The sequence below is a fragment of the Bradyrhizobium sp. CCBAU 45394 genome (assembly GCF_028128655.1).
Classification (GTDB): domain Bacteria; phylum Pseudomonadota; class Alphaproteobacteria; order Rhizobiales; family Xanthobacteraceae; genus Bradyrhizobium; species Bradyrhizobium diazoefficiens.
Window position 1 is genome coordinate 265,152 of sequence record NZ_LBIX01000008.1, and the last position, 16,282, is coordinate 281,433.

Annotated in this window: 18 protein-coding genes and 2 pseudogenes; 9 read left to right on the forward strand and 11 right to left on the reverse strand. The window is 61.5% G+C overall.

Features of this window, described 5'->3' with window-relative positions:
* Positions 1-448 precede the first annotated feature (448 nt).
* Positions 449-871: a response regulator transcription factor gene (locus tag WN73_RS05560; protein WP_231166523.1), complete on the forward strand. Its 423-nt coding sequence runs from the start codon at positions 449-451 to the stop codon at positions 869-871.
* 69 nt (positions 872-940) lie between these two features.
* Here WN73_RS05560 and WN73_RS05565 read toward each other — a convergent pair whose 3' ends face one another.
* The 3 genes from WN73_RS05565 to WN73_RS05575 all read right to left on the reverse strand — a co-directional run bounded on the left by WN73_RS05565 (position 941) and on the right by WN73_RS05575 (position 2,936).
* Positions 941-1,168 carry a hypothetical protein gene (locus tag WN73_RS05565; RefSeq protein ID WP_028175746.1) on the reverse strand — a complete coding sequence of 76 codons (228 nt, stop codon included), beginning with the start codon at positions 1,166-1,168 and terminating at the stop codon, positions 941-943.
* 325 nt (positions 1,169-1,493) lie between these two features.
* Positions 1,494-1,661: a hypothetical protein gene (locus WN73_RS05570; RefSeq protein WP_166466005.1), complete on the reverse strand. Its 168-nt coding sequence runs from the start codon at positions 1,659-1,661 to the stop codon at positions 1,494-1,496.
* A 186-nt stretch (positions 1,662-1,847) separates the two neighbouring features.
* Positions 1,848-2,936, reverse strand: coding sequence for a DUF1236 domain-containing protein (locus WN73_RS05575; RefSeq protein ID WP_049832594.1), 1,089 nt, complete (start codon positions 2,934-2,936; stop codon positions 1,848-1,850).
* A 229-nt stretch (positions 2,937-3,165) separates the two neighbouring features.
* Here WN73_RS05575 and WN73_RS05580 point away from each other — a divergent pair, with 229 nt between their 5' ends.
* The gene (locus WN73_RS05580) at positions 3,166-3,393 is read left to right on the forward strand and encodes a hypothetical protein (RefSeq protein ID WP_011090370.1); all 228 of its coding nucleotides are present in this window, start codon (positions 3,166-3,168) and stop codon (positions 3,391-3,393) included.
* Positions 3,394-3,644: 251 nt separating this feature from the next.
* Here the strand turns inward: WN73_RS05580 and WN73_RS05585 are convergent, their stop codons facing one another.
* The 5 genes from WN73_RS05585 to WN73_RS05605 all read right to left on the reverse strand — a co-directional run bounded on the left by WN73_RS05585 (position 3,645) and on the right by WN73_RS05605 (position 6,741).
* Positions 3,645-4,154: a PRC-barrel domain-containing protein gene (locus WN73_RS05585; RefSeq protein ID WP_011090371.1), complete on the reverse strand. Its 510-nt coding sequence runs from the start codon at positions 4,152-4,154 to the stop codon at positions 3,645-3,647.
* Positions 4,155-4,537: 383 nt separating this feature from the next.
* A complete protein-coding gene (locus WN73_RS05590; RefSeq protein ID WP_028175744.1) occupies positions 4,538-5,671 on the reverse strand; it encodes a glycosyltransferase family 4 protein in 1,134 nt (377 codons plus the stop codon).
* A 131-nt stretch (positions 5,672-5,802) separates the two neighbouring features.
* On the reverse strand, positions 5,803-6,012 hold the full coding sequence (locus WN73_RS05595) for a hypothetical protein (RefSeq protein ID WP_028175743.1): 210 nt from the start codon (positions 6,010-6,012) through the stop codon (positions 5,803-5,805).
* 106 nt (positions 6,013-6,118) lie between these two features.
* The gene (locus WN73_RS05600; RefSeq protein ID WP_038967338.1) at positions 6,119-6,523 is read right to left on the reverse strand and encodes a hypothetical protein; all 405 of its coding nucleotides are present in this window, start codon (positions 6,521-6,523) and stop codon (positions 6,119-6,121) included.
* Between the two features lie 17 nt (positions 6,524-6,540).
* A complete protein-coding gene (locus WN73_RS05605; protein ID WP_028175742.1) occupies positions 6,541-6,741 on the reverse strand; it encodes a hypothetical protein in 201 nt (66 codons plus the stop codon).
* A 307-nt stretch (positions 6,742-7,048) separates the two neighbouring features.
* Here WN73_RS05605 and WN73_RS05610 point away from each other — a divergent pair, with 307 nt between their 5' ends.
* The gene (locus tag WN73_RS05610; RefSeq protein ID WP_028175741.1) at positions 7,049-7,459 is read left to right on the forward strand and encodes a hypothetical protein; all 411 of its coding nucleotides are present in this window, start codon (positions 7,049-7,051) and stop codon (positions 7,457-7,459) included.
* 1,160 nt (positions 7,460-8,619) lie between these two features.
* Here the strand turns inward: WN73_RS05610 and WN73_RS05615 are convergent.
* Positions 8,620-9,135, reverse strand: coding sequence for an inorganic diphosphatase (locus WN73_RS05615; protein WP_011090374.1), 516 nt, complete (start codon positions 9,133-9,135; stop codon positions 8,620-8,622).
* A gap of 80 nt (positions 9,136-9,215) precedes the next feature.
* The gene (locus tag WN73_RS05620) at positions 9,216-9,731 is read right to left on the reverse strand and encodes a YciE/YciF ferroxidase family protein (RefSeq protein WP_011090375.1); all 516 of its coding nucleotides are present in this window, start codon (positions 9,729-9,731) and stop codon (positions 9,216-9,218) included.
* A 207-nt stretch (positions 9,732-9,938) separates the two neighbouring features.
* Here WN73_RS05620 and WN73_RS05625 point away from each other — a divergent pair, with 207 nt between their 5' ends.
* The 5 genes from WN73_RS05625 (at position 9,939) to WN73_RS05645 (ending at position 14,935) form a co-directional block, all read left to right on the forward strand.
* The gene (locus tag WN73_RS05625) at positions 9,939-11,444 is read left to right on the forward strand and encodes an FAD-dependent oxidoreductase (protein ID WP_028175740.1); all 1,506 of its coding nucleotides are present in this window, start codon (positions 9,939-9,941) and stop codon (positions 11,442-11,444) included.
* Positions 11,363-12,733, forward strand: a complete 1,371-nt coding sequence (locus WN73_RS05630) for an NAD(P)/FAD-dependent oxidoreductase (protein ID WP_011090377.1) — start codon at positions 11,363-11,365, stop codon at positions 12,731-12,733. Before WN73_RS05625 ends, WN73_RS05630 begins: the two co-directional genes overlap by 82 nt.
* 393 nt (positions 12,734-13,126) lie before the next feature.
* Complete coding sequence (locus WN73_RS05635) at positions 13,127-13,483, forward strand: PRC-barrel domain-containing protein (RefSeq protein WP_011090378.1); 357 nt, start codon at positions 13,127-13,129, stop codon at positions 13,481-13,483.
* A 554-nt stretch (positions 13,484-14,037) separates the two neighbouring features.
* The gene (locus WN73_RS05640; protein ID WP_053815165.1) at positions 14,038-14,340 is read left to right on the forward strand and encodes a hypothetical protein; all 303 of its coding nucleotides are present in this window, start codon (positions 14,038-14,040) and stop codon (positions 14,338-14,340) included.
* Positions 14,330-14,935, forward strand: a complete 606-nt coding sequence (locus WN73_RS05645) for a hypothetical protein (protein WP_011090380.1) — start codon at positions 14,330-14,332, stop codon at positions 14,933-14,935. Before WN73_RS05640 ends, WN73_RS05645 begins: the two co-directional genes overlap by 11 nt.
* A 144-nt stretch (positions 14,936-15,079) precedes the next feature.
* Here WN73_RS05645 and WN73_RS05650 read toward each other — a convergent pair.
* Positions 15,080-15,403, reverse strand: a pseudogene (locus WN73_RS05650) (DJ-1/PfpI family protein); the annotation flags it as partial.
* A gap of 195 nt (positions 15,404-15,598) precedes the next feature.
* On the opposite strand from WN73_RS05650, the pseudogene WN73_RS05655 reads away from it, so the two are divergent.
* A pseudogene (locus WN73_RS05655) lies at positions 15,599-16,257 on the forward strand (SDR family NAD(P)-dependent oxidoreductase).
* Positions 16,258-16,282 lie beyond the last annotated feature (25 nt).

A 16,282-nucleotide genomic window follows, 5' to 3' on the forward strand; every position in this document is an offset into this window, starting at 1 on the left:
CATCCCTTCATACCAGGAAAAGCCGCGAGGCCAATTACGTTCCAAGAGGCCTGATCCTTCGCCATCAATGCCTCTCTGCCGAGAAGCAGATGCGAAAGCACCACGCTGACGCGTTCGAGGCAGGGGATCGATGGGCCGCAGCAAACATCGACCGGCGACGTGAGTATCCGAAGGCACGTGACCTCCGGGCGGCCGCTGAGCAACCTCGGTACATGTGTCCCTTACGGCGGAAACGATCAGCCGTCTGCCGCGCCTCCCCAGCAGCCCGCGACCGCCCTGCACCGCAGCCCGTCCCGCCCCGCGTCGCAACCAACTCCGAAACCCTGACGCCTCCACGAGCCCGCCTTCAAGGGGACTTCCGCAGCCATCATAAGACCACCAGAACCGGCTTCCAGTCATACTCGTCGGCGGGCTACCCAGGAACGGCTACGCATTTTGGCCGTTCGACATGAGAACAAATGCTATCGGATATGAGCCGCCAGCGAGCGTACTTCTTGTCGAGGACGACCCTTTGATCCGCGAATTCATCGTCGAAGCGCTGCGCGAGGCAGGCTATCACGTGATCCACGCGAGCACTGGGGAGGAAGCGCTGGCCTGGTGCAAGCGCCACGCCGCGGGTGTGCTGGTCACCGACGTCAGGCTACCCGGACAGGTCGATGGATGGCAATTAGCGGAGCGCTTCCGCGAGCAGGATCCGGAACTGCCGGTCATCTACGCCAGGGCTTCTCTCCCGCCACTTCACGTCCCGTTCCCGGGAGCCGCATCGTGTGGAAGCCCTTCCATCCGCACGAGATCGTCCGGATGGTCAAAGAGCTTGGCGAGGAAAAGGGAGCGCCGCCGAGTTAGCCGGTCTACTCGCGGCCTAGCTTAACCTGCGATCGCCGCAGCCTGGACCACCTAGGATCCGCAGCTTGGGCGCACCATGCCCTTTGCCGCGTAATCACCCTTTGGGCAGGCCCAGTTCCTCTACGGCCCGAACGCAGATTTCGGAGGGGTCCTTGAGGCCCGTCTGACCGATCTCGATGATCTTCTTGGCGATCAACTCGGTGAGAGGGTCGTTCCGATCCTGTACGCCAATCGAACGCAGCGCCTCTTCGTAAGCTCTCGAAAGCCGTGTGATCTCTTCGGGCCCCAGAGGCGAGTTTTGAAGTATCCGGTAGATGACCAATTGTTATCCCTCTACAGGGCGCAGCGTAGCACTGATCTGCTGAGGGAGCATTGCATCTTAGCAGCAAATCTTAACTTCCGTAGTCTGCGCTTGCTACGTTCAGGGAGTTTGCAGGCGGCCGGCGGCGAAGAAAGGCGTCGCAGAGGAGAACGGGGACCTTCGCGCGTTTCCTGGGCGACTGGACTCGAAACGTCTCTGGGACGCGGAAGGAACGATAGCTCGAATTGGCCTCAGCTCACACCCCGGCCCCCGAGCTGGGGCTTTCGGTTGTCGGGTGTCGAGAGGAGGCTAGTGTTGAGGTAGCGTGTAACGGCCCGGTCCTTAGCTATCCGTCGGCTCTGCTCCGAGAGTCCTTGGACCCGAGAAGCTTCAGCGCCGTATCGATCTTGGCGAGGAGCGCCTGGATTTCGGCGCGCTCGTTCGCGCCGGGTCCGGCTTCAAGCCGCGCCAGCAATTGCTCTTTCTGTCCCAGCAGCTTCGCAAGAGCGGACATCCGATCACCGCAATGTCGACCGTATCGAAAGGGCCGCTCGGAGAGCGGCCCTTTCTTGGTAACCGGCTACGGGTTGCCGAAGCTGAAGCCGCTGAGCGGGGCGGCGCTCGCAGCCGATCCCAAAAGGGAGGCGGCGAGCATTCCCAGTGCAATGATCTTCATGAATGTTCTCCTTCCTTGGCGAAATCAGTCGATCTCTTCGATGATGCGACGTTCCTGCGGTTCGACGATGTAGGTTCGGCTATCCCGGTGAATGTATCGGTACTCCCGCAGGCTCGGCGCCTCGCGATAGACCTCGTCGGGGAAGGCATCGATTTCCACGCCGTCCGGTAGGCGCTCGCCCCGGCGGATCTCAGTTCGCACTGTGCTGCCGGTCGTTTGCCGCTCGCGCTCGACGGGACGCGCCTTGACGTGCTTGCGGATCACCTCGCGATCACGATCGCTGAACGTGGTCTTCCGCTGCTCGGTGCGCGCCGGAGCGGCCGCCGTGGACCGGCCCGAGTACGGCAGGACCGCGACGATCTTGTAGCTGGAGGGCTCCACGATCACGACTTCGTCCTTCACCAGGACGAAGTTGTAGCCCCGGTACTGGGGCACGATCTCGACGACCTCCGCCGGCAGCGGCTGCAGACGGACATCCCGCGGCACGGCAGTGCCCACGGACAACGAGAAATTCACGTTGTTGAGGGGCTGCACGTTGAGGTGCGAAATCGACGTGCTGATCCGTGTCCGCTGCTGATCATTGATGTTCACCGAGGCATTCACGTTCGTGTTCGACGAACGATCGGCCGTATTCTGCTGGGTGCTCGGCTGCTCGGCCGTGTTCGTCGAGTTACTACCCGTCGGAGACTGCGCCTGACTGGCGCCCGAAGCTGGCGGGTTCGCGCTCTGCGCCCGGTTGTCCGTAGGCGGGTTGGTCTGCGTCTGGTCCGAAGGCGCATTGGTCTGGTTGGAGGGCTGGCTGGTCTGCGCCTGATTGGTCGAGTTGTTCGAGGTGGGCGCCTGCGTGGTGTTGGTGCCCGTACCGGAATTGGTCGTTTGGCCTGCAGCGCTCTGGCCGGTCGATGACGGAGACTGCGTCTGGGCCGAATTGGTCGAAGGATTGGTCTGCGCGGATCCCGAAGGTGTTGAAGAGGACGGCGTCGTCGAGGTGGAATCCGGCTGACGCTGCGTAGTTGACGGATTGGAGTTCGACGTGCTCGGAGAAGATTGCGCAAGAGCCGAAGTCGCGATCGCGACAGCAGCCGTCGTAGCCAAGAATAAACGCTTGTCCATCTGAACCTCCTAAATGCGGATGTCGATCAACCTCCGATGCGGCACGCGGTTCCTTTTCGGGAAAACCCGGCAGCTCTCGTGGCGGCGGGAGGTGAATTTCTTCCGGTAGGCCCAAGATCGCGGTTGTGCCGAAATGGCGCTGGGGCGCTGCAGCCGCGAACAAACGGAACTTCAGTCAAACCACGCCGTTGGCAGTGACTACTTACGAATCATTTGAGGAGGACACACCATGAAGAAGCTGATTGTGTGCGGCGCGCTTGCCGCTTTCGCCCTCGGCACGCAGGCCGCCAGCGCCGCCGAGTTCTACATCGTGCGCGACGCGACCACAAAGAAGTGCACTGTCGTCGACACCAAGCCGACCACTACGACCACGACGGTGGTGGGCAACGGCGTCTACAAGACCAAGGTCGAGGCCGAATCCGCGGTGAAGACCACCAAGGTGTGCACCGAACAGTAAATATCGCGGGCTTCAGGCGGCCACTCGGAAGCGTTCGGACAGCAATTGGAGGAAATGCCCGTACTCATTTTGTGGGCCGTTCCTGCCGTCCTCGTTATTGGTGGCCTCGGCTATTTCTTAATTCACATGCACTGAACGACGACCCGCCCGATGATCCGGGCGGGTCTTTTTTTCCCGACAACCGTCGGTGGCTCACGGCGGACAAAAAAGGGCCCCGTGATGGGGCCCTCATCTCTGAACTCTCGTCCCATTTAGTTGTAATCTGAGTATTTGAACTGCGGGAGCGCCTTCAATTGCTCCTTGTTGCCACTCATGACGGCGTGGTCAGGGACCCAATCGTTCGTGCTGCGGTTCGTGGTGGTTGTCGCTGCGGCGCCGGTGGTGGTGTCGCGCGACGTGGTCGAGGTGCTGCTCGAACTGGTCCGGACCGGCTCTTCGACGAACTTCAGCTTGTCCATCGAGACGGCGATGTCGTGCTCACCCATCCCCAAAAAACCGCCGATGCCGATCACCACCGCGTTGATCTTACCGCTCTTGTCGACGAGCAGCTCGTTGATGTCGCCGAGCTTCTCGTTGGCCTCGTTGTAGACGTTCAGGCCCATGAGCTTCGAGGCGCGCCAATTTCCCTTGAGCGCGATCTTCGCATCGGCCGAGTGGGTGGCCGCCGGCGCGGCGCGATCGGCCGGCTGAGTGGTTTGCGCGTACGCAGCGCCGCCGATCACAGCAGTGCCAAGCAGAGCGACGGCAAGAAAGCTTTTCATCGATTATCTCCTCCAACGTGAGCCAACATCCGTACAGATGCCGGCGCCAACGCCCGGGGCTGCCACTTGTTCCTGAATTGACTCTTGTTCAGAACGGTGCTCTCGCGAAGGATTCGATCCGCGCTGCGGACGCCGGTGCGCTACCGACGTTCGGTGGTAACAAGCCGGACGGGAATGCGCTTACCGTCGGAGCGGAGGCAGGCTTCCGAGAAATGCGGCCAAACCTGCTTCGAACAGACTTCCGCTTCCTTCGTGGAATCGCTTGCCGGCTGGACCTGCGGCTGCGGAGGAGGCGCCTCATCCGCAAGAGCCGCCGTCGTTGCGAGCAGAACGAAAGCTGCCGTTGCGGAAATAATGGTTTTCATGTGTCCTCGATCGCCAACTCAACGACCAGAGTCCGAAGCCGTTCCGACAGGTCGGGAAGACTGTGCTGCCCCTTTCGCGAATCCTTCGTCTCCTCCAGGTATCTGAACACTCTCGGCTGCGCGGACTCCGCGATCGACCAACTCGCGATATCGGATCTCGTACTCCCTCGCCATCCGGCTCGCGGCGAAGCGCTCCTCGAACCGGGCGCGGACTGCTCTTCTGTCCAGCCGGCCCAGTTCGTTCACCGCCGCGATCGCCTGCTCCTCGTTGTCGACGATAAAGCCGGTCACGCCGTCTTCCACCACTTCGGGCACCGAGCCCCACCGGTAAGCGATCACAGGCGTCCCACACGCCATCGCTTCGATCATGACGAGCCCGAAGGGCTCCGGCCAATTGATCGGAAACAGCAACGCGGCGGCCCCGGCGAGGAAGGGCTGCTTCCTGATTTCGTCCACCTCGCCGACGAGCCGGATCTCTTCACCATCGATGTTCGGTTCGAGCTTCTTCTTGAAGTAGGCCGTCTCCGCGCGAGGAATCTTGGCGGCGACCCGCAGCGGCATCCGCGCGGCCCGCGCGATACGTATGGCGGCTTCCGGTCCCTTGTCTGCCGTCAGCCGCCCGAGAAAAGCCAGGTACGAACCATGGTCGTAAGAGGGCCGAAGCAGGTCCTTGGGCATGCCGTGCTGGATCGTTGCGATCCAGTTCGCATCCGGAAGCGGCCGACGCTGGTTGTCGGAAATCGAGACGAAGCCCGCGTTCGGAAAGGCCCCGATCACCTTCGATAGACCGGGAAGGTCGAGGCGGCCGTGCATCGTCGTGAGGAAAGGCACCCCGGTCCGGCTGAGCACAGGAAGTGGCAACCAGTCGACGTGGGAGTGGATCACGTCGAAGTCGCTCGCGCGCTCGGCAATGGCTTCTATCAGCAACGCGCAGGCGGCGCTCGGGTCCGCGCCCCTCCGGCCCAGGCGCAGTGCGCGCGGCCACACCGGGTGGAGCTTTCCCTTCGTCTTCGAATCTCCGCTCGCGAACAGGGTGACGTCGTGTCCGAGCTCGACCAGTTCGTCCATCAGCCAGGCGATCACCCGCTCCGTGCCACCATACAGCTTTGGAGGAACGCTCTCGGCCAACGGAGCAAGCTGGGCAATCCGCATCGGCTAGGCCCCGAGCACGAACCGCAGGACCGTCACGATAGTCGCGGAAATGAGGGATGAAATCGCGAGCATTGTCCAACTCGGCCTTGTGCTTCCGCGAGCCACGCGTGCGGCGAGCATTTTCATCCCCGTCAACATTCGTCTTCGGGAAGCCGGTGCAGGTAGGCTATCCCGAAGCTGGCGAGTTCTTCGGCATCGCTCTCTCGCTCATCCCCTCTCCTTTGCAGGTGGCGCTCGAGCAGGCAGCGACGGCTGTCCTGTGCATCGACGTCGGGGTGCCTCGCCCGGTACACCGTCCAGGCGGTCTCCGCGGCCCTCATCAAGGCGACTTCGTCGACCATCTTCACCTCCGGCGACCGCACCAATCGCAGGCAACTCAAGAGGGTTCGGAAAGTTTCTAGTTTTTCCCGAAGCCTCGAAATACCGGCGGAGATCCGCGAGGAGGAGTCAGGAGGCCCTCCCTCGCGCCCGCTCGCGGGCGGCTCGGCGGCGTTGCAGTCGGTTGCTTCGGCCGGACGTTGTGGAGGCGTGAGGTCGGGGCGCGGGGGCTAGAGATGAAGGTTCGGCTCCGAGGCCTTCGCTTGTGGGCTCCAGTTCGCGAGGCCGCGCTTCCATGAATTCCAGCACTACCCGGCCCTTCTCGGTTATGCGCCAGCCACCGTTCAGTCGCTCGACCAGTCCTTGCGAGAAGATATCCAGATCCGGCACGCGCGCGGCCAGGCGCTTGGTGCGCTCTACCCAGTCACGTCCGCTCGTCGCAAGGATCGCCATGTCGCGCTTGAGGTCCGCCATGACTGCGAATCCATCGGGATAGCTCACGAGGATCTTGAGCACGGTGACCTGGAAGTTCACGCCCCGGCTCCCTTCCGCTACCGCCACATCGTCGGTGCGTCGTGGAGAGCCTCGCAGCCGACCTGCTTTAGTCTCTCGCGCGAAGTGTCGCCGTTCGTGGCGGCTTCCAGAATCCTGGATGCCACGAAGCTGCGTGCGCCGGTCTCATAGCGCGAGACGTCTGCGCAGACTTCGTCGAGAACGGCGCGCAGAAGCGCGGTCGTTGCCGGATAGAACATGGGAGGCCCCAAAAGGAGAAATAATCGTAGCGCAATCGCGGGGGCGCCGAAATCAACAGTGTTAAGCGCCCCAATATCTGGCCAAGTCTACACTCGAAGTCCAGCTCGGCAAGCTCCGAAAAGTCGCCGCACCGCACGCGGATTGAACCGGTCTTCGGTCGAAATGTTTGTGTTCCAAGCTCGAAACTCTCAAGTGACGACGTCCCGGCGCCGAGCACCATTGCCCCTCGGCACCGGGGCAACCAGCAACCATTGCCTATTTTTCCCGTTGTCTGGCCGGGCCAGAAACGTGGAGAGGAGGAATCCGATGAAGAAGATTGCAATGGTGGCGGCGACGGTCGGCGCTCTCGGTCTCGGCTCGATCGCGGCGACGTCGCCCGCCGAGGCTCATTGGCGAGGTGGCTGGGGACCGGGTATAGCCGGCGGCCTGATCGCCGGCGCGGTGATCGGCGGGCTTGCCTCCTCGGCGTATGCCTGGGGGCCGGGCTACTACGACTACGGTCCGGGCTACTACGGCGCCGGATACTATGGCGGACCCTACGCCTATGACTATGGGTACGATGCGCCCTACCGCTGGGGCGGCGGCTACGCCACGACCTACTACACCGCGCCGGTGTCCTATGGCTACCGGTACCGCCGCGTCGTCCGGCCCGCCTACGCCTATTACCGCGGCGCCTATCCGGTCGTGCGGCACCACTGGCATCATCACCACTGGTGATACGGCGCCGTCCCTTGAGGCCCCCGTCAGGCCGCGCTCCGAACGGGCGCGGCCTTCGTGGAGCAGGATATTGCAGGTCACCACCATCCGCCGGTGAAGAAGTCGTGCCGGCCGAACGCCAGCCGTGGTTCGGCTGGCCTCCTCACGGATTTTCGTCCACCGCTTCGCCTGCGGGCGAACTTCTGCGCGTTTGCGCGCCGGCGGCTCTTTCTTGGCGTCGGACGGCGGTGCTGCAGGCATCGAGGCCATCGCCTCTCCCACTGATTGCTCCGGTTCTTCCGGCATGGGATCAGCCTCCGCGCGATCTTCGGAACATCGGTGCGCAGGCGCGTGTCGAAGCTTTGCCTCCAACTCCAGACAAACCGCTGCATCGGACTAACCGACGCGATGGGCCAACATGATGTTCGACGCACTTTTCGCGCGCACCGAAACAATATCCATCGTTATCGTCGGCTAACGGTGCAACTCACGAGCAACATGCGCTCTCCCTCGCAGAAGCTTGGGGACATTCTGCCATTAGGTCAACGCTTCTGTATTTTCCGAATCGACAGTTCATGGTGGCTCAACCACGCGCCACGTTCCGGGGTGTAGGAGTGAGCCAGTTTCTGTCGACGCTTCTGCTAGTTACCGCGGTAATTTTGACCGTCTGCTTTGGAGTGGCGGCCTGGCGCCTCTCTGACGAGAAGGACATCGACGTCACTGGCCAAATTCCGCGCCAGTCCTATGGCTGGAAACCGACATCGAGGAATTGAGCGGGCCGCACCGCGATCTGCTCTGGAGCAAGCCACTTTCAGAGTACGCCCTCCATCAGATGTGCAAGCGTCTCTTGATCCCGCTGCCGATCCGCGGGCATTTCAAGAAGCGGCCGCCAAGGCCGCCATTGGACGGAGACCCGATAAGGGACCGACTCGACGAGTACGACGTGATAGGCCCGTCGGCGTGGTTCGCCCCACGCAGAAGCAAAATCCCCAGCGCGCGAACGCTGGGGTGGCCGCATCCATTAATGATCGAGATGCGGCCGCGAAGATCGAGGCGCTGGCTGAGGAATATAAGAGGCGCGCTGGGGCGCTCAGCGCTTCCAAAGAGGCGGAAGCACACAAAGGATTCGGACGAGCCCTGACTGCAGCCAGTATCAGACTGCGTTCAGCAAGCCTACGCCTCTAGCGGGCCAGACGCCGGATTGCCTTAGCCGCCCGGCGTGGACCATGCCATCCGAGAAATTCCAGCTCCTTGTTCTCAAGCGCATTCGTCGCCCGAAAGAATTGTTCAAGGTCGTCGCGCGCGCGGGAAGGCAGTTTGCGGACGTCCTTGATATCCGTTTCGAGCGGTGATCGGTCAGGCACCGCAAACACGCGGTCGTTTCGTTCCTTCTTGCCCTTGCTTTTCTGTTCGACCTCAAGAATGCCAACTGGACGACAGCGCAGCACGACACCGGGGTATGTCTGCGCGTCATGCAGGATCAGCACATCCAGCGGATCGCCGTCCTCGGCTTTCGTCGAGGGAATGAAGCCCCAGTCGTAGGGATAGGTCAGACCTGCCATCAGCGGCTTCGCCAGGGCAAAAACGCCAAGCTTGGGATCGAAATCAAGTTTGCACGAGCTGCCCCGCGGCGTTTCGACCACGGCGAAGATATTATCGTCGTCGGCCCAACTCGGCAATTTCGTCAGATCGGTCATCGCAACAGTCGATCACGCATTTCGCACCGACAACGGGGACGGGCCCGACGAAATCGCGTCGGTCAGGCCCCCTGCTGACATCACGCGGCGGTGGACGCTTTCTTGTTGACGCCCTTGCGCAGTGCGACGGTATTGAGCTTGGTGTTCGCCGCCTTCTCTTCGTTCAGATTTGTGGTCAAAAATCGCACGATATCGTCGTGGCCAAGTTCTTCCGCCCAGGCAATCAGCGTACCGTAACGGCATATCTCGTAATGCTCGACGGCCTGCGCGTTCGCGACAATCGCCGCGTCAAGCACCGTCTTATCTTCGATCTCGCCAGCCGTCTCGTTCGCTTCTTTGATCAGACCGTCGATAGCGGGACATTGCGTGCCGCTCGGCCCCTTGCCCAGCTTCTCAAAAGCCTTTTCGAGACGCTCGATCTGCTTGTTAGTTTCTTCCAAATGGTTCTTGAGGCCCGCCACCAGATCGCGGTTGGTCGCCTTCTCGATCATTTTCGGGAGCGCCTTTATGATCTGCTGCTCGGAGTAATAAATGTCCTGCAAGCCGTGTAGGAGCAAGTCATCCATTGTTTTGAGGTCTTTTGTGAAGAATCCCATAGCTTCCCTCCTCATTCTTAAGGCATGGGAACGCGCGCTTGCGAACCTTGTTCCTCCGCGGCTCCGTCCAGCGGCCGCCCAAGGACCCCCTCGCGTCTTCGGGATTGACGATTCGCGCTGCGGGGGAACGGAGTTGCGGCGGCCGGCCGCGTGGCAAGAAGGAACTCTAGCATCAAGCCGGTGTTTTGCTTTTTTGCGGAGTTTTGCATGGTCAGCACCTCGCTATGGATGGATACCGAGATATTGCCGGAGGCGAGTGCGCTCAAAGGTGATGTGCATTGCGATGTAGCCGTTGTCGGCTCGGGGATTGCCGGTCTGTCGACCGCCTACGAGCTCTCCAAGCGTGATCAGTCGGTGATTGTCATCGACCGTAAGGGCATCGCGAGCGGTATGACGGCGCGCACCTCGGCGCATCTTGCGCCGCTTTGCGATGATCTGATGAGTGAATTCAGGAAGCTGCGTGGCCCGGAAATCGCAAAGCTGTTCTACGAAAGTCAGGCGGCGGCCGTCGATCGTATCGAGGAAATCCAGGCGAGCGAAACCATCGCCTGCGACTTTCGGCGTCTCGATGGGTATCTCTTTCAGGGCCACGGCATGCCGGCCGATGTGCTCGATGAGGAGCTGGAAGCGGTGCGCGAAGTCGGTGCCCCCGTCCATCGGCTGGTCGGCGTTCCTCTCAAGGGATGTGAGAACCGTCATGTGCTTCGCTATCCGCGCCAGGCGACCTTCCACCCCCTCAAATATCTTGCCGGCGTGGCCGCAGTTTGCCAGACCCACGGCGTCCGCTTCTTCGCTAACAGTCCGGTCGAAGAGGTTGCGCAAGGAGATGGCGACGTTACGCTCCGAACCGCACAAGGGCAGATTACGGCCGGTAACGCCGTGATCGCGACCAACGCCTCAATTACCGACCGCTATCAACTGCATTCCAAAGTCGCTCCCTACCGCACCTACGTGCTCGCTTTCGCGATTGCACGGGGCGAACTCCCCGACGCGCTCTATTGGGATACCGAGGATCCCTATCACTATGTGCGGCTGCAACTAGGTTCCGACGATCATGACGTCGTCCTTATCGGCGGCGAAGACCACAAGAGCGGTGAAGCAAATGACGCCGAGAAGCGCTTTGCCAAATTGGAGAGCTGGGCGCGCGAATTGATCCCGGGCCTTGGCAGGGTCACACACCGCTGGTCCGGCCAGGTTCTCGATACCATTGACTATGCCGGCTTCATCGGCCGCGAGCCTGGCAGCGAACGCATCTACCTCGCGATGGGGGATTCCGGCCAAGGGCTGACCCATGGCGTGATGGGCGCGATGCTGAACACGTCCCTTATTCTCGGCGAGCACAACCCCTGGAGTGCTGTATATGCGCCTGGCCGCACACCACTTGCGGCCGCCAGGAATTTCTTGCGCGAGAACCTGACCATCCTACAAAACCTTGCCGAGTATGTGGCACCGGGTGAAATTGCCTCCCTTGAGAAGATTGAGCCGGGTGAGGGCGCCATCCTACGGCGGGGCTTCGAAAAGATTGCCGCCTACAGGGACAAGGCCGGCGAACTGCACCTTCATTCGGCAAGCTGCACGCATATCGGTTGTCATCTGCACTGGAACAGCTTCGAGACCTGCTGGGACTGTCCATGCCACGGCTCGATCTTTGCGCCAAACGGACAACCGATCAATGCACCAGCCGTGTCCGCCTTGCGACCCGTAAAGGTCTAACGAAACTGCTTCTATGCTCTCGGGAGAGTTCCATCTTTAAGGACGAAGACATCGAGCAGGATGATCTGCGCAGCTCCCGCACCCCTTGGGCGGCCCTACCTCCCCCACCGATAAAGCCTATCGCCGACAGCTTTCGTTGCGATGCTCTGGTAATCGGCGCCGGCATAACGGGTGCTCTGGTGGCCGAACGCCTGACACGGCAAGGTCGTCAGGTGGTCATCATCGATCGCGAGCTTCCCAGCCTCGGCAGCACAGTTGCGAGCACCGCGATGCTGCTCTGGGAGACCGACCGTCCTCTCTTTGAACTCGCGCAGCTCTATAACTTCGAGAAAGCGGTCCGCTGCTATCGGGCTAGCCACCATGCCGCGCGGGGCTTACTTGCCCTGGTCACCGATCACGGAATTGCCTGCCAGATGCGGCCACGTCTTTCGCTTTATTTGGCCGTCGATGACAGTCCGAAGCTTGTTCGGAATGAATATGCCCTGAGGAGCCGCGCTGATCTGCCGACACTGTTTCTCGATCGTGTCGAGCTGCTCAACCGCTTCGGCATCGCGCGGGCAGGCGCCCTTTTGTCAAGGGACGCAGCCGACGCCGATCCGGTGCGACTCACACGTGGCCTACTTGATGTCTCTCTCCAACGCGGCGCCCGCCTCCTGAAGGCCAACGCGGTTGCCTACGACAGCGCGGCGTCAACTGTGACCGTCGGCCTTGAAAACGGGCTTTCGATCGAAGCGCGCCATGTCGTGCTCGCGACCGGCTATGTGATGCCGAATATTGTGGGCTCCACATCGAACCAGCCAGCCTCCAGCTGGGCAATCGCGACCCGACGTCGGCCGAACGCTCTGTGGCCCGAGCAAGCGCTGATCTGGGAAGCGACCCGCAACTATCACTATGCGCGCACTACGCCGGATGGCCGCGTCATCTTTGGTGGCGAAGATGATGATGCCATCATCGATCCCGAAGCTCGCGCTGCCGCGACGCCGGCAAAGGTAAGAGCGCTCAAGGAGCGCCTGAAGGCGCTTTGGCCCCGCGCATCCACCGAGGTGGCCTTCACCTGGTCCGGCGCGTTCGATACCACCCGTGACGGGTTGCCGCTGATTGGCGCTGTGCCCGGCTACAGGAATATCCTTGCCGCCTTCGGCTATGGCGGCAACGGGATTACCTTTAGCTTCCTCGCGGCGGAACTGCTGGGCACGCTGCTTTCAGGAGGCTCTTCGCCCCTGCTCGACGTTCTTGCGCTCGACCGCGATCTCCCAGCTAACGACGCGCCATCAGATAGCCAAGCATGAAGGCGACGAGCAGCGACGGCAGTGGGGCCTCCCGGACCACATCACGCAGAAAGGCGCGCGCCCGGCCGGGCGGTTGCCCCTCTTCCAAACTCTGCCGCACACGAGACCGAATTGGACCCTGGAAGCCATTTCGTGCCTCCTCGCGGGGGCGTGCGTCGTTGTGCTGCAATTTCTGCCGGGACCGTAGGATTGACGACTTACGGCGCGCCGGAGAGGACCGCGCGCAGGGACGCGATGGTTTCAGCTTCGAATATCGTGAATTCCGGCGCGCCAGCGCGGTGCTCCCGCCGGTGCGGCGAACAGGTCGGCGGCCACACGCGCTGAGAAATCGCAGGAACGAGCACCTGCCGATCTCACTTGTCTTGCATCAATCTTTTCAGGAGGAGGACGACGATGGAAACGGAAAGACGTGAAACGGGAACGCTGATCGGCAGCGACAAGGTCGAAGGCACGGCGGTATACGGCGCGGGTGACCAGAAGATTGGGTCGATCGAGCGCGTGATGATCGACAAGGTGAGCGGGCAGGTGTCGTATGCGGTTCTCGGCTTCGGCGGGTTCTTAGGCATCGGCGACGACCACTACCCGCTGCCATGGCAGTCACTGAAGTACGACACGAACCTTGGCGGGTATCGGACCAATCTCAGCGCCGACAGGCTGCAAGGAGCGCCGCACTACGGCAACGATAACGACTGGAATTGGGACGACCCAACGCGAGCGAGAGCGGTGAACGACTACTATTCCGGCTTCTAGCCTTGCCGGCGGTCGAGGCCCTTTGTCGCGAGCGCGCTTCCGGCTGGTGCCGCACGCGAAGTTGAAATGGGTCAAGGCGAAGCAAGGCCAGACTTGGAGTTGTACCGAGTGGCGTTAGCACTCACGTGCTCTTACGGTTGTGGGGCCCGGCGCCTAAGCCCTCCGGGTCCCGCTTCTAGAGTGCTCGAGCCATCGGACGGCCTCAGCGAGCTTTCTGTCCATCTGCGCACGGGATCCTGGAGCGGATTGATTCCATCGCAATATGCGCAGGCATGCCGGTCGCGCCCGGCCTTGCCGGGTTCGCTGTTCATTGGGTCGGCGAAAGCTGCGATGCTTCGCGAGCGCGGCGAAACGCAACGAAATTGGCAAAATCCGCGAAATCTGTGCGGCTAATACGCATGCCCCCGTATACCATAGCGACTCAATCATGTTGACAGCCATTCCGCATTATCGCGGCCAGCACCCCGATGGCGGCCGTTGTATCCGCACCCCGATGGAACCTACAGGCTTTTCCGATCTTGAACCGAATATTTCCAAACGACGGGAGGAGCGTCATGCCTCGTGGCGACAAGTCAAGTTACACCGACAAGCAGAAGCGACAGGCCGAGCATATCGAGGAAGGCTATGAACACGGTGGCGTCCCGGAGAAGGAAGCCGAGCGGCGCGCCTGGGCGACCGTAAACAAGGAGACCCACGGCGGGAAGAAGAGCGGCTCGGGTCGAGGCACTGAGGAAGACCATTCGCCGTCCCGCAAAGGTGGCAGATTGGGCGGCGCGGCGTCGGCCAAGCGGCCGGCATCGGAGCGTTCGAGGTCCGCCAAAAAGGCGGCCAAGACCAGAAAACGACGTGCTGCGTAAAGTCATCGAAAGGGAAGACGGGTCTCGAAGCCGTCTTTTCCTTGGAGCGTTTGTACTCCTCACGGCGCTGATCTATGGCGTCCTCAGCTATCACTATCCAAACCGCGCGTTGGATCGCGTGGCCGAAAAAGTTACGCGCGAGAGGTACCGAAGGAACGAAACCTGGCGCGACGCGATCGGGACTTCGATATTGGCTAGGACGCGCTCCAAATCCGCGGCGCTCTACCGAATAGTCGTCGAAGCTTATCGCCTGTTCTCAAAAATCTCCGGCAGGGCGATAGGCCAGCCAGCGACCTCACGCTGGACGGCTCAACCCAAGTTTCATGTTCAAGGTGACCTCATCGTCAAACACCCATCCTCATCATCGAACAACCATGGAGTCCCTTATGTCGCTGTCACCTTCCCGAGCCCCGCAACGACACTGCGCGAGATGCGCGGGTCCATCATCAAGGACGCGGACAAGACGGAGGTGCGAACCGCGATCACGAGCATGGTGAAGGCGGCACGCTGGATCTTCCGACCTCTCCGAGAGACATTGACCACGACGACTAACCGTTTCGCGGGCGACGTCAGAGCCCATCCTGGAATGGCCTAATCTGACGCCGACAAACTCGTCACGTCTTTCATGTCCCGATATCGATCAGCGCTATGCCTATATCTGGCTTCTTCCTCCGCCTGAGATGAGCTGGCGTGTCCGCGACGACCAACTCGAGCGTCGGTCGAACCTTTCCTTCGAGAAGATGCCCGCGACGACCTTCTTGGCATCGAAGATATCCTTGATGAAAAGCGCCTTGGGCTCGACTCGCAGAAGATCCGGATTGATCTGCCCGCCGGGCAACACAATCGCGTCGTAGTCGGGGGCCGATGCCTCCTCGAGCGCCTTGTCGACCTTCACCGGCCGCCCCCAATCCTTCTTGTCCCAGCCTTTGATCTCGCCGGCGGCGAGCGAGACGACATCGACCGTTGCGCCAGCCTTCTTCAAGCGATCCTGCGATACTTCCAACTCGGCCCGCTCGAAGCCGTTCGTGGCGAGAATGGCGATCCTTTTGCCGGTCAGATCCATGGGTCCAATCCTTCGTTTCGGGGTTTTGTCCAACAATCGATCGTCTCAACATCGTTCCTGAAGAGATAGCTCGGTCGAGAGTTAGGATTCGACCGCCGAGACGACGGTTATCAGGGGTTAGAAGCAGCAGGAGCGCCTCGCATCGCTGGCAGGTTCAATGGCAAAGTCGTCATCGTCACAGGAGCAGCTTCCGGCATCGGAGAAGCGACAGCTCGCCGCTTCGTTACAGAGGCCACGAAGGCAGCCCTCGTCGACCGCAATAGAGCCTTACTGGAAGAAGTCGCCAAGAGTCTGCCCGCCGACCAGGTGATGGTCCAAGCCACCGACGTGTCGGACTCGAGCGCCATCGACGAAATGGTCGCGGCGGTTGTCGACCGCTTCGGACGGCTGGACGTTGTCGTAAACAACGCGGGCGTCCATGAAGGGGGCGCCCCCGCTTCCATCACCGACAAGAAATGGCGGACGGTAATGTCGACTGACGTCGACGGCGTGTTCTATGGCTGCCGCGCGGCACTGCCCACCTTGAAAAGACCAGGGGCTCGATCGTGAACAGGGTGTCAGTCTCCGGGACCGATGGCGATTGGGGCATGAGCCCCTACAACGCGGCGAAGGGCGCCGTCGTCAATCTGACGCGCGCCCTTGCCCTGGACCTCGGCAAGAAGGGCATCCGCGTGAACGCGGTCTGTCCTAGCCTGACGCGTACGGGCATTACGGAAGACATGATGGACGACAAGGAACTGCTCGCGAAGTTCGCCGAGCGGATTCCGTTGGGCCGCGTCTGCGAACCAGAGGAAGTTGCCGCCGTGATTGCGTTCCTGGCAAGCGAAGACGCGAGCTTCATGACCGGCGCCTAGCGGTGGACGGGGGCGTATCCGCCTC

Excerpts from the sequence above, each read along its gene's own strand:
- WN73_RS05615 (WP_011090374.1), bottom strand. The coding sequence starts at position 9,135 with ATGACCGATCTGACGAAATTGCCGAGTTGGGCCGACGACGATAATATC.
- WN73_RS05595 (WP_028175743.1), bottom strand. The coding sequence starts at position 6,012 with ATGGTCGACGAAGTCGCCTTGATGAGGGCCGCGGAGACCGCCTGGACG.
- WN73_RS05570 (WP_166466005.1), bottom strand. The coding sequence starts at position 1,661 with ATGTCCGCTCTTGCGAAGCTGCTGGGACAGAAAGAGCAATTGCTGGCG.
- WN73_RS05610 (WP_028175741.1), top strand. The coding sequence starts at position 7,049 with ATGAAGAAGATTGCAATGGTGGCGGCGACGGTCGGCGCTCTCGGTCTC.
- WN73_RS05620 (WP_011090375.1), bottom strand. The coding sequence starts at position 9,731 with ATGGGATTCTTCACAAAAGACCTCAAAACAATGGATGACTTGCTCCTA.
- WN73_RS05625 (WP_028175740.1), top strand. The coding sequence starts at position 9,939 with ATGGTCAGCACCTCGCTATGGATGGATACCGAGATATTGCCGGAGGCG.
- WN73_RS05605 (WP_028175742.1), bottom strand. The coding sequence starts at position 6,741 with ATGTTCTATCCGGCAACGACCGCGCTTCTGCGCGCCGTTCTCGACGAA.
- WN73_RS05630 (WP_011090377.1), top strand. The coding sequence starts at position 11,363 with ATGCCACGGCTCGATCTTTGCGCCAAACGGACAACCGATCAATGCACC.
- WN73_RS05640 (WP_053815165.1), top strand. The coding sequence starts at position 14,038 with ATGCCTCGTGGCGACAAGTCAAGTTACACCGACAAGCAGAAGCGACAG.
- WN73_RS05590 (WP_028175744.1), bottom strand. The coding sequence starts at position 5,671 with ATGCGGATTGCCCAGCTTGCTCCGTTGGCCGAGAGCGTTCCTCCAAAG.
- WN73_RS05585 (WP_011090371.1), bottom strand. The coding sequence starts at position 4,154 with ATGAAAAGCTTTCTTGCCGTCGCTCTGCTTGGCACTGCTGTGATCGGC.
- WN73_RS05560 (WP_231166523.1), top strand. The coding sequence starts at position 449 with ATGAGAACAAATGCTATCGGATATGAGCCGCCAGCGAGCGTACTTCTT.
- WN73_RS05580 (WP_011090370.1), top strand. The coding sequence starts at position 3,166 with ATGAAGAAGCTGATTGTGTGCGGCGCGCTTGCCGCTTTCGCCCTCGGC.
- WN73_RS05575 (WP_049832594.1), bottom strand. The coding sequence starts at position 2,936 with ATGGACAAGCGTTTATTCTTGGCTACGACGGCTGCTGTCGCGATCGCG.
- WN73_RS05635 (WP_011090378.1), top strand. The coding sequence starts at position 13,127 with ATGGAAACGGAAAGACGTGAAACGGGAACGCTGATCGGCAGCGACAAG.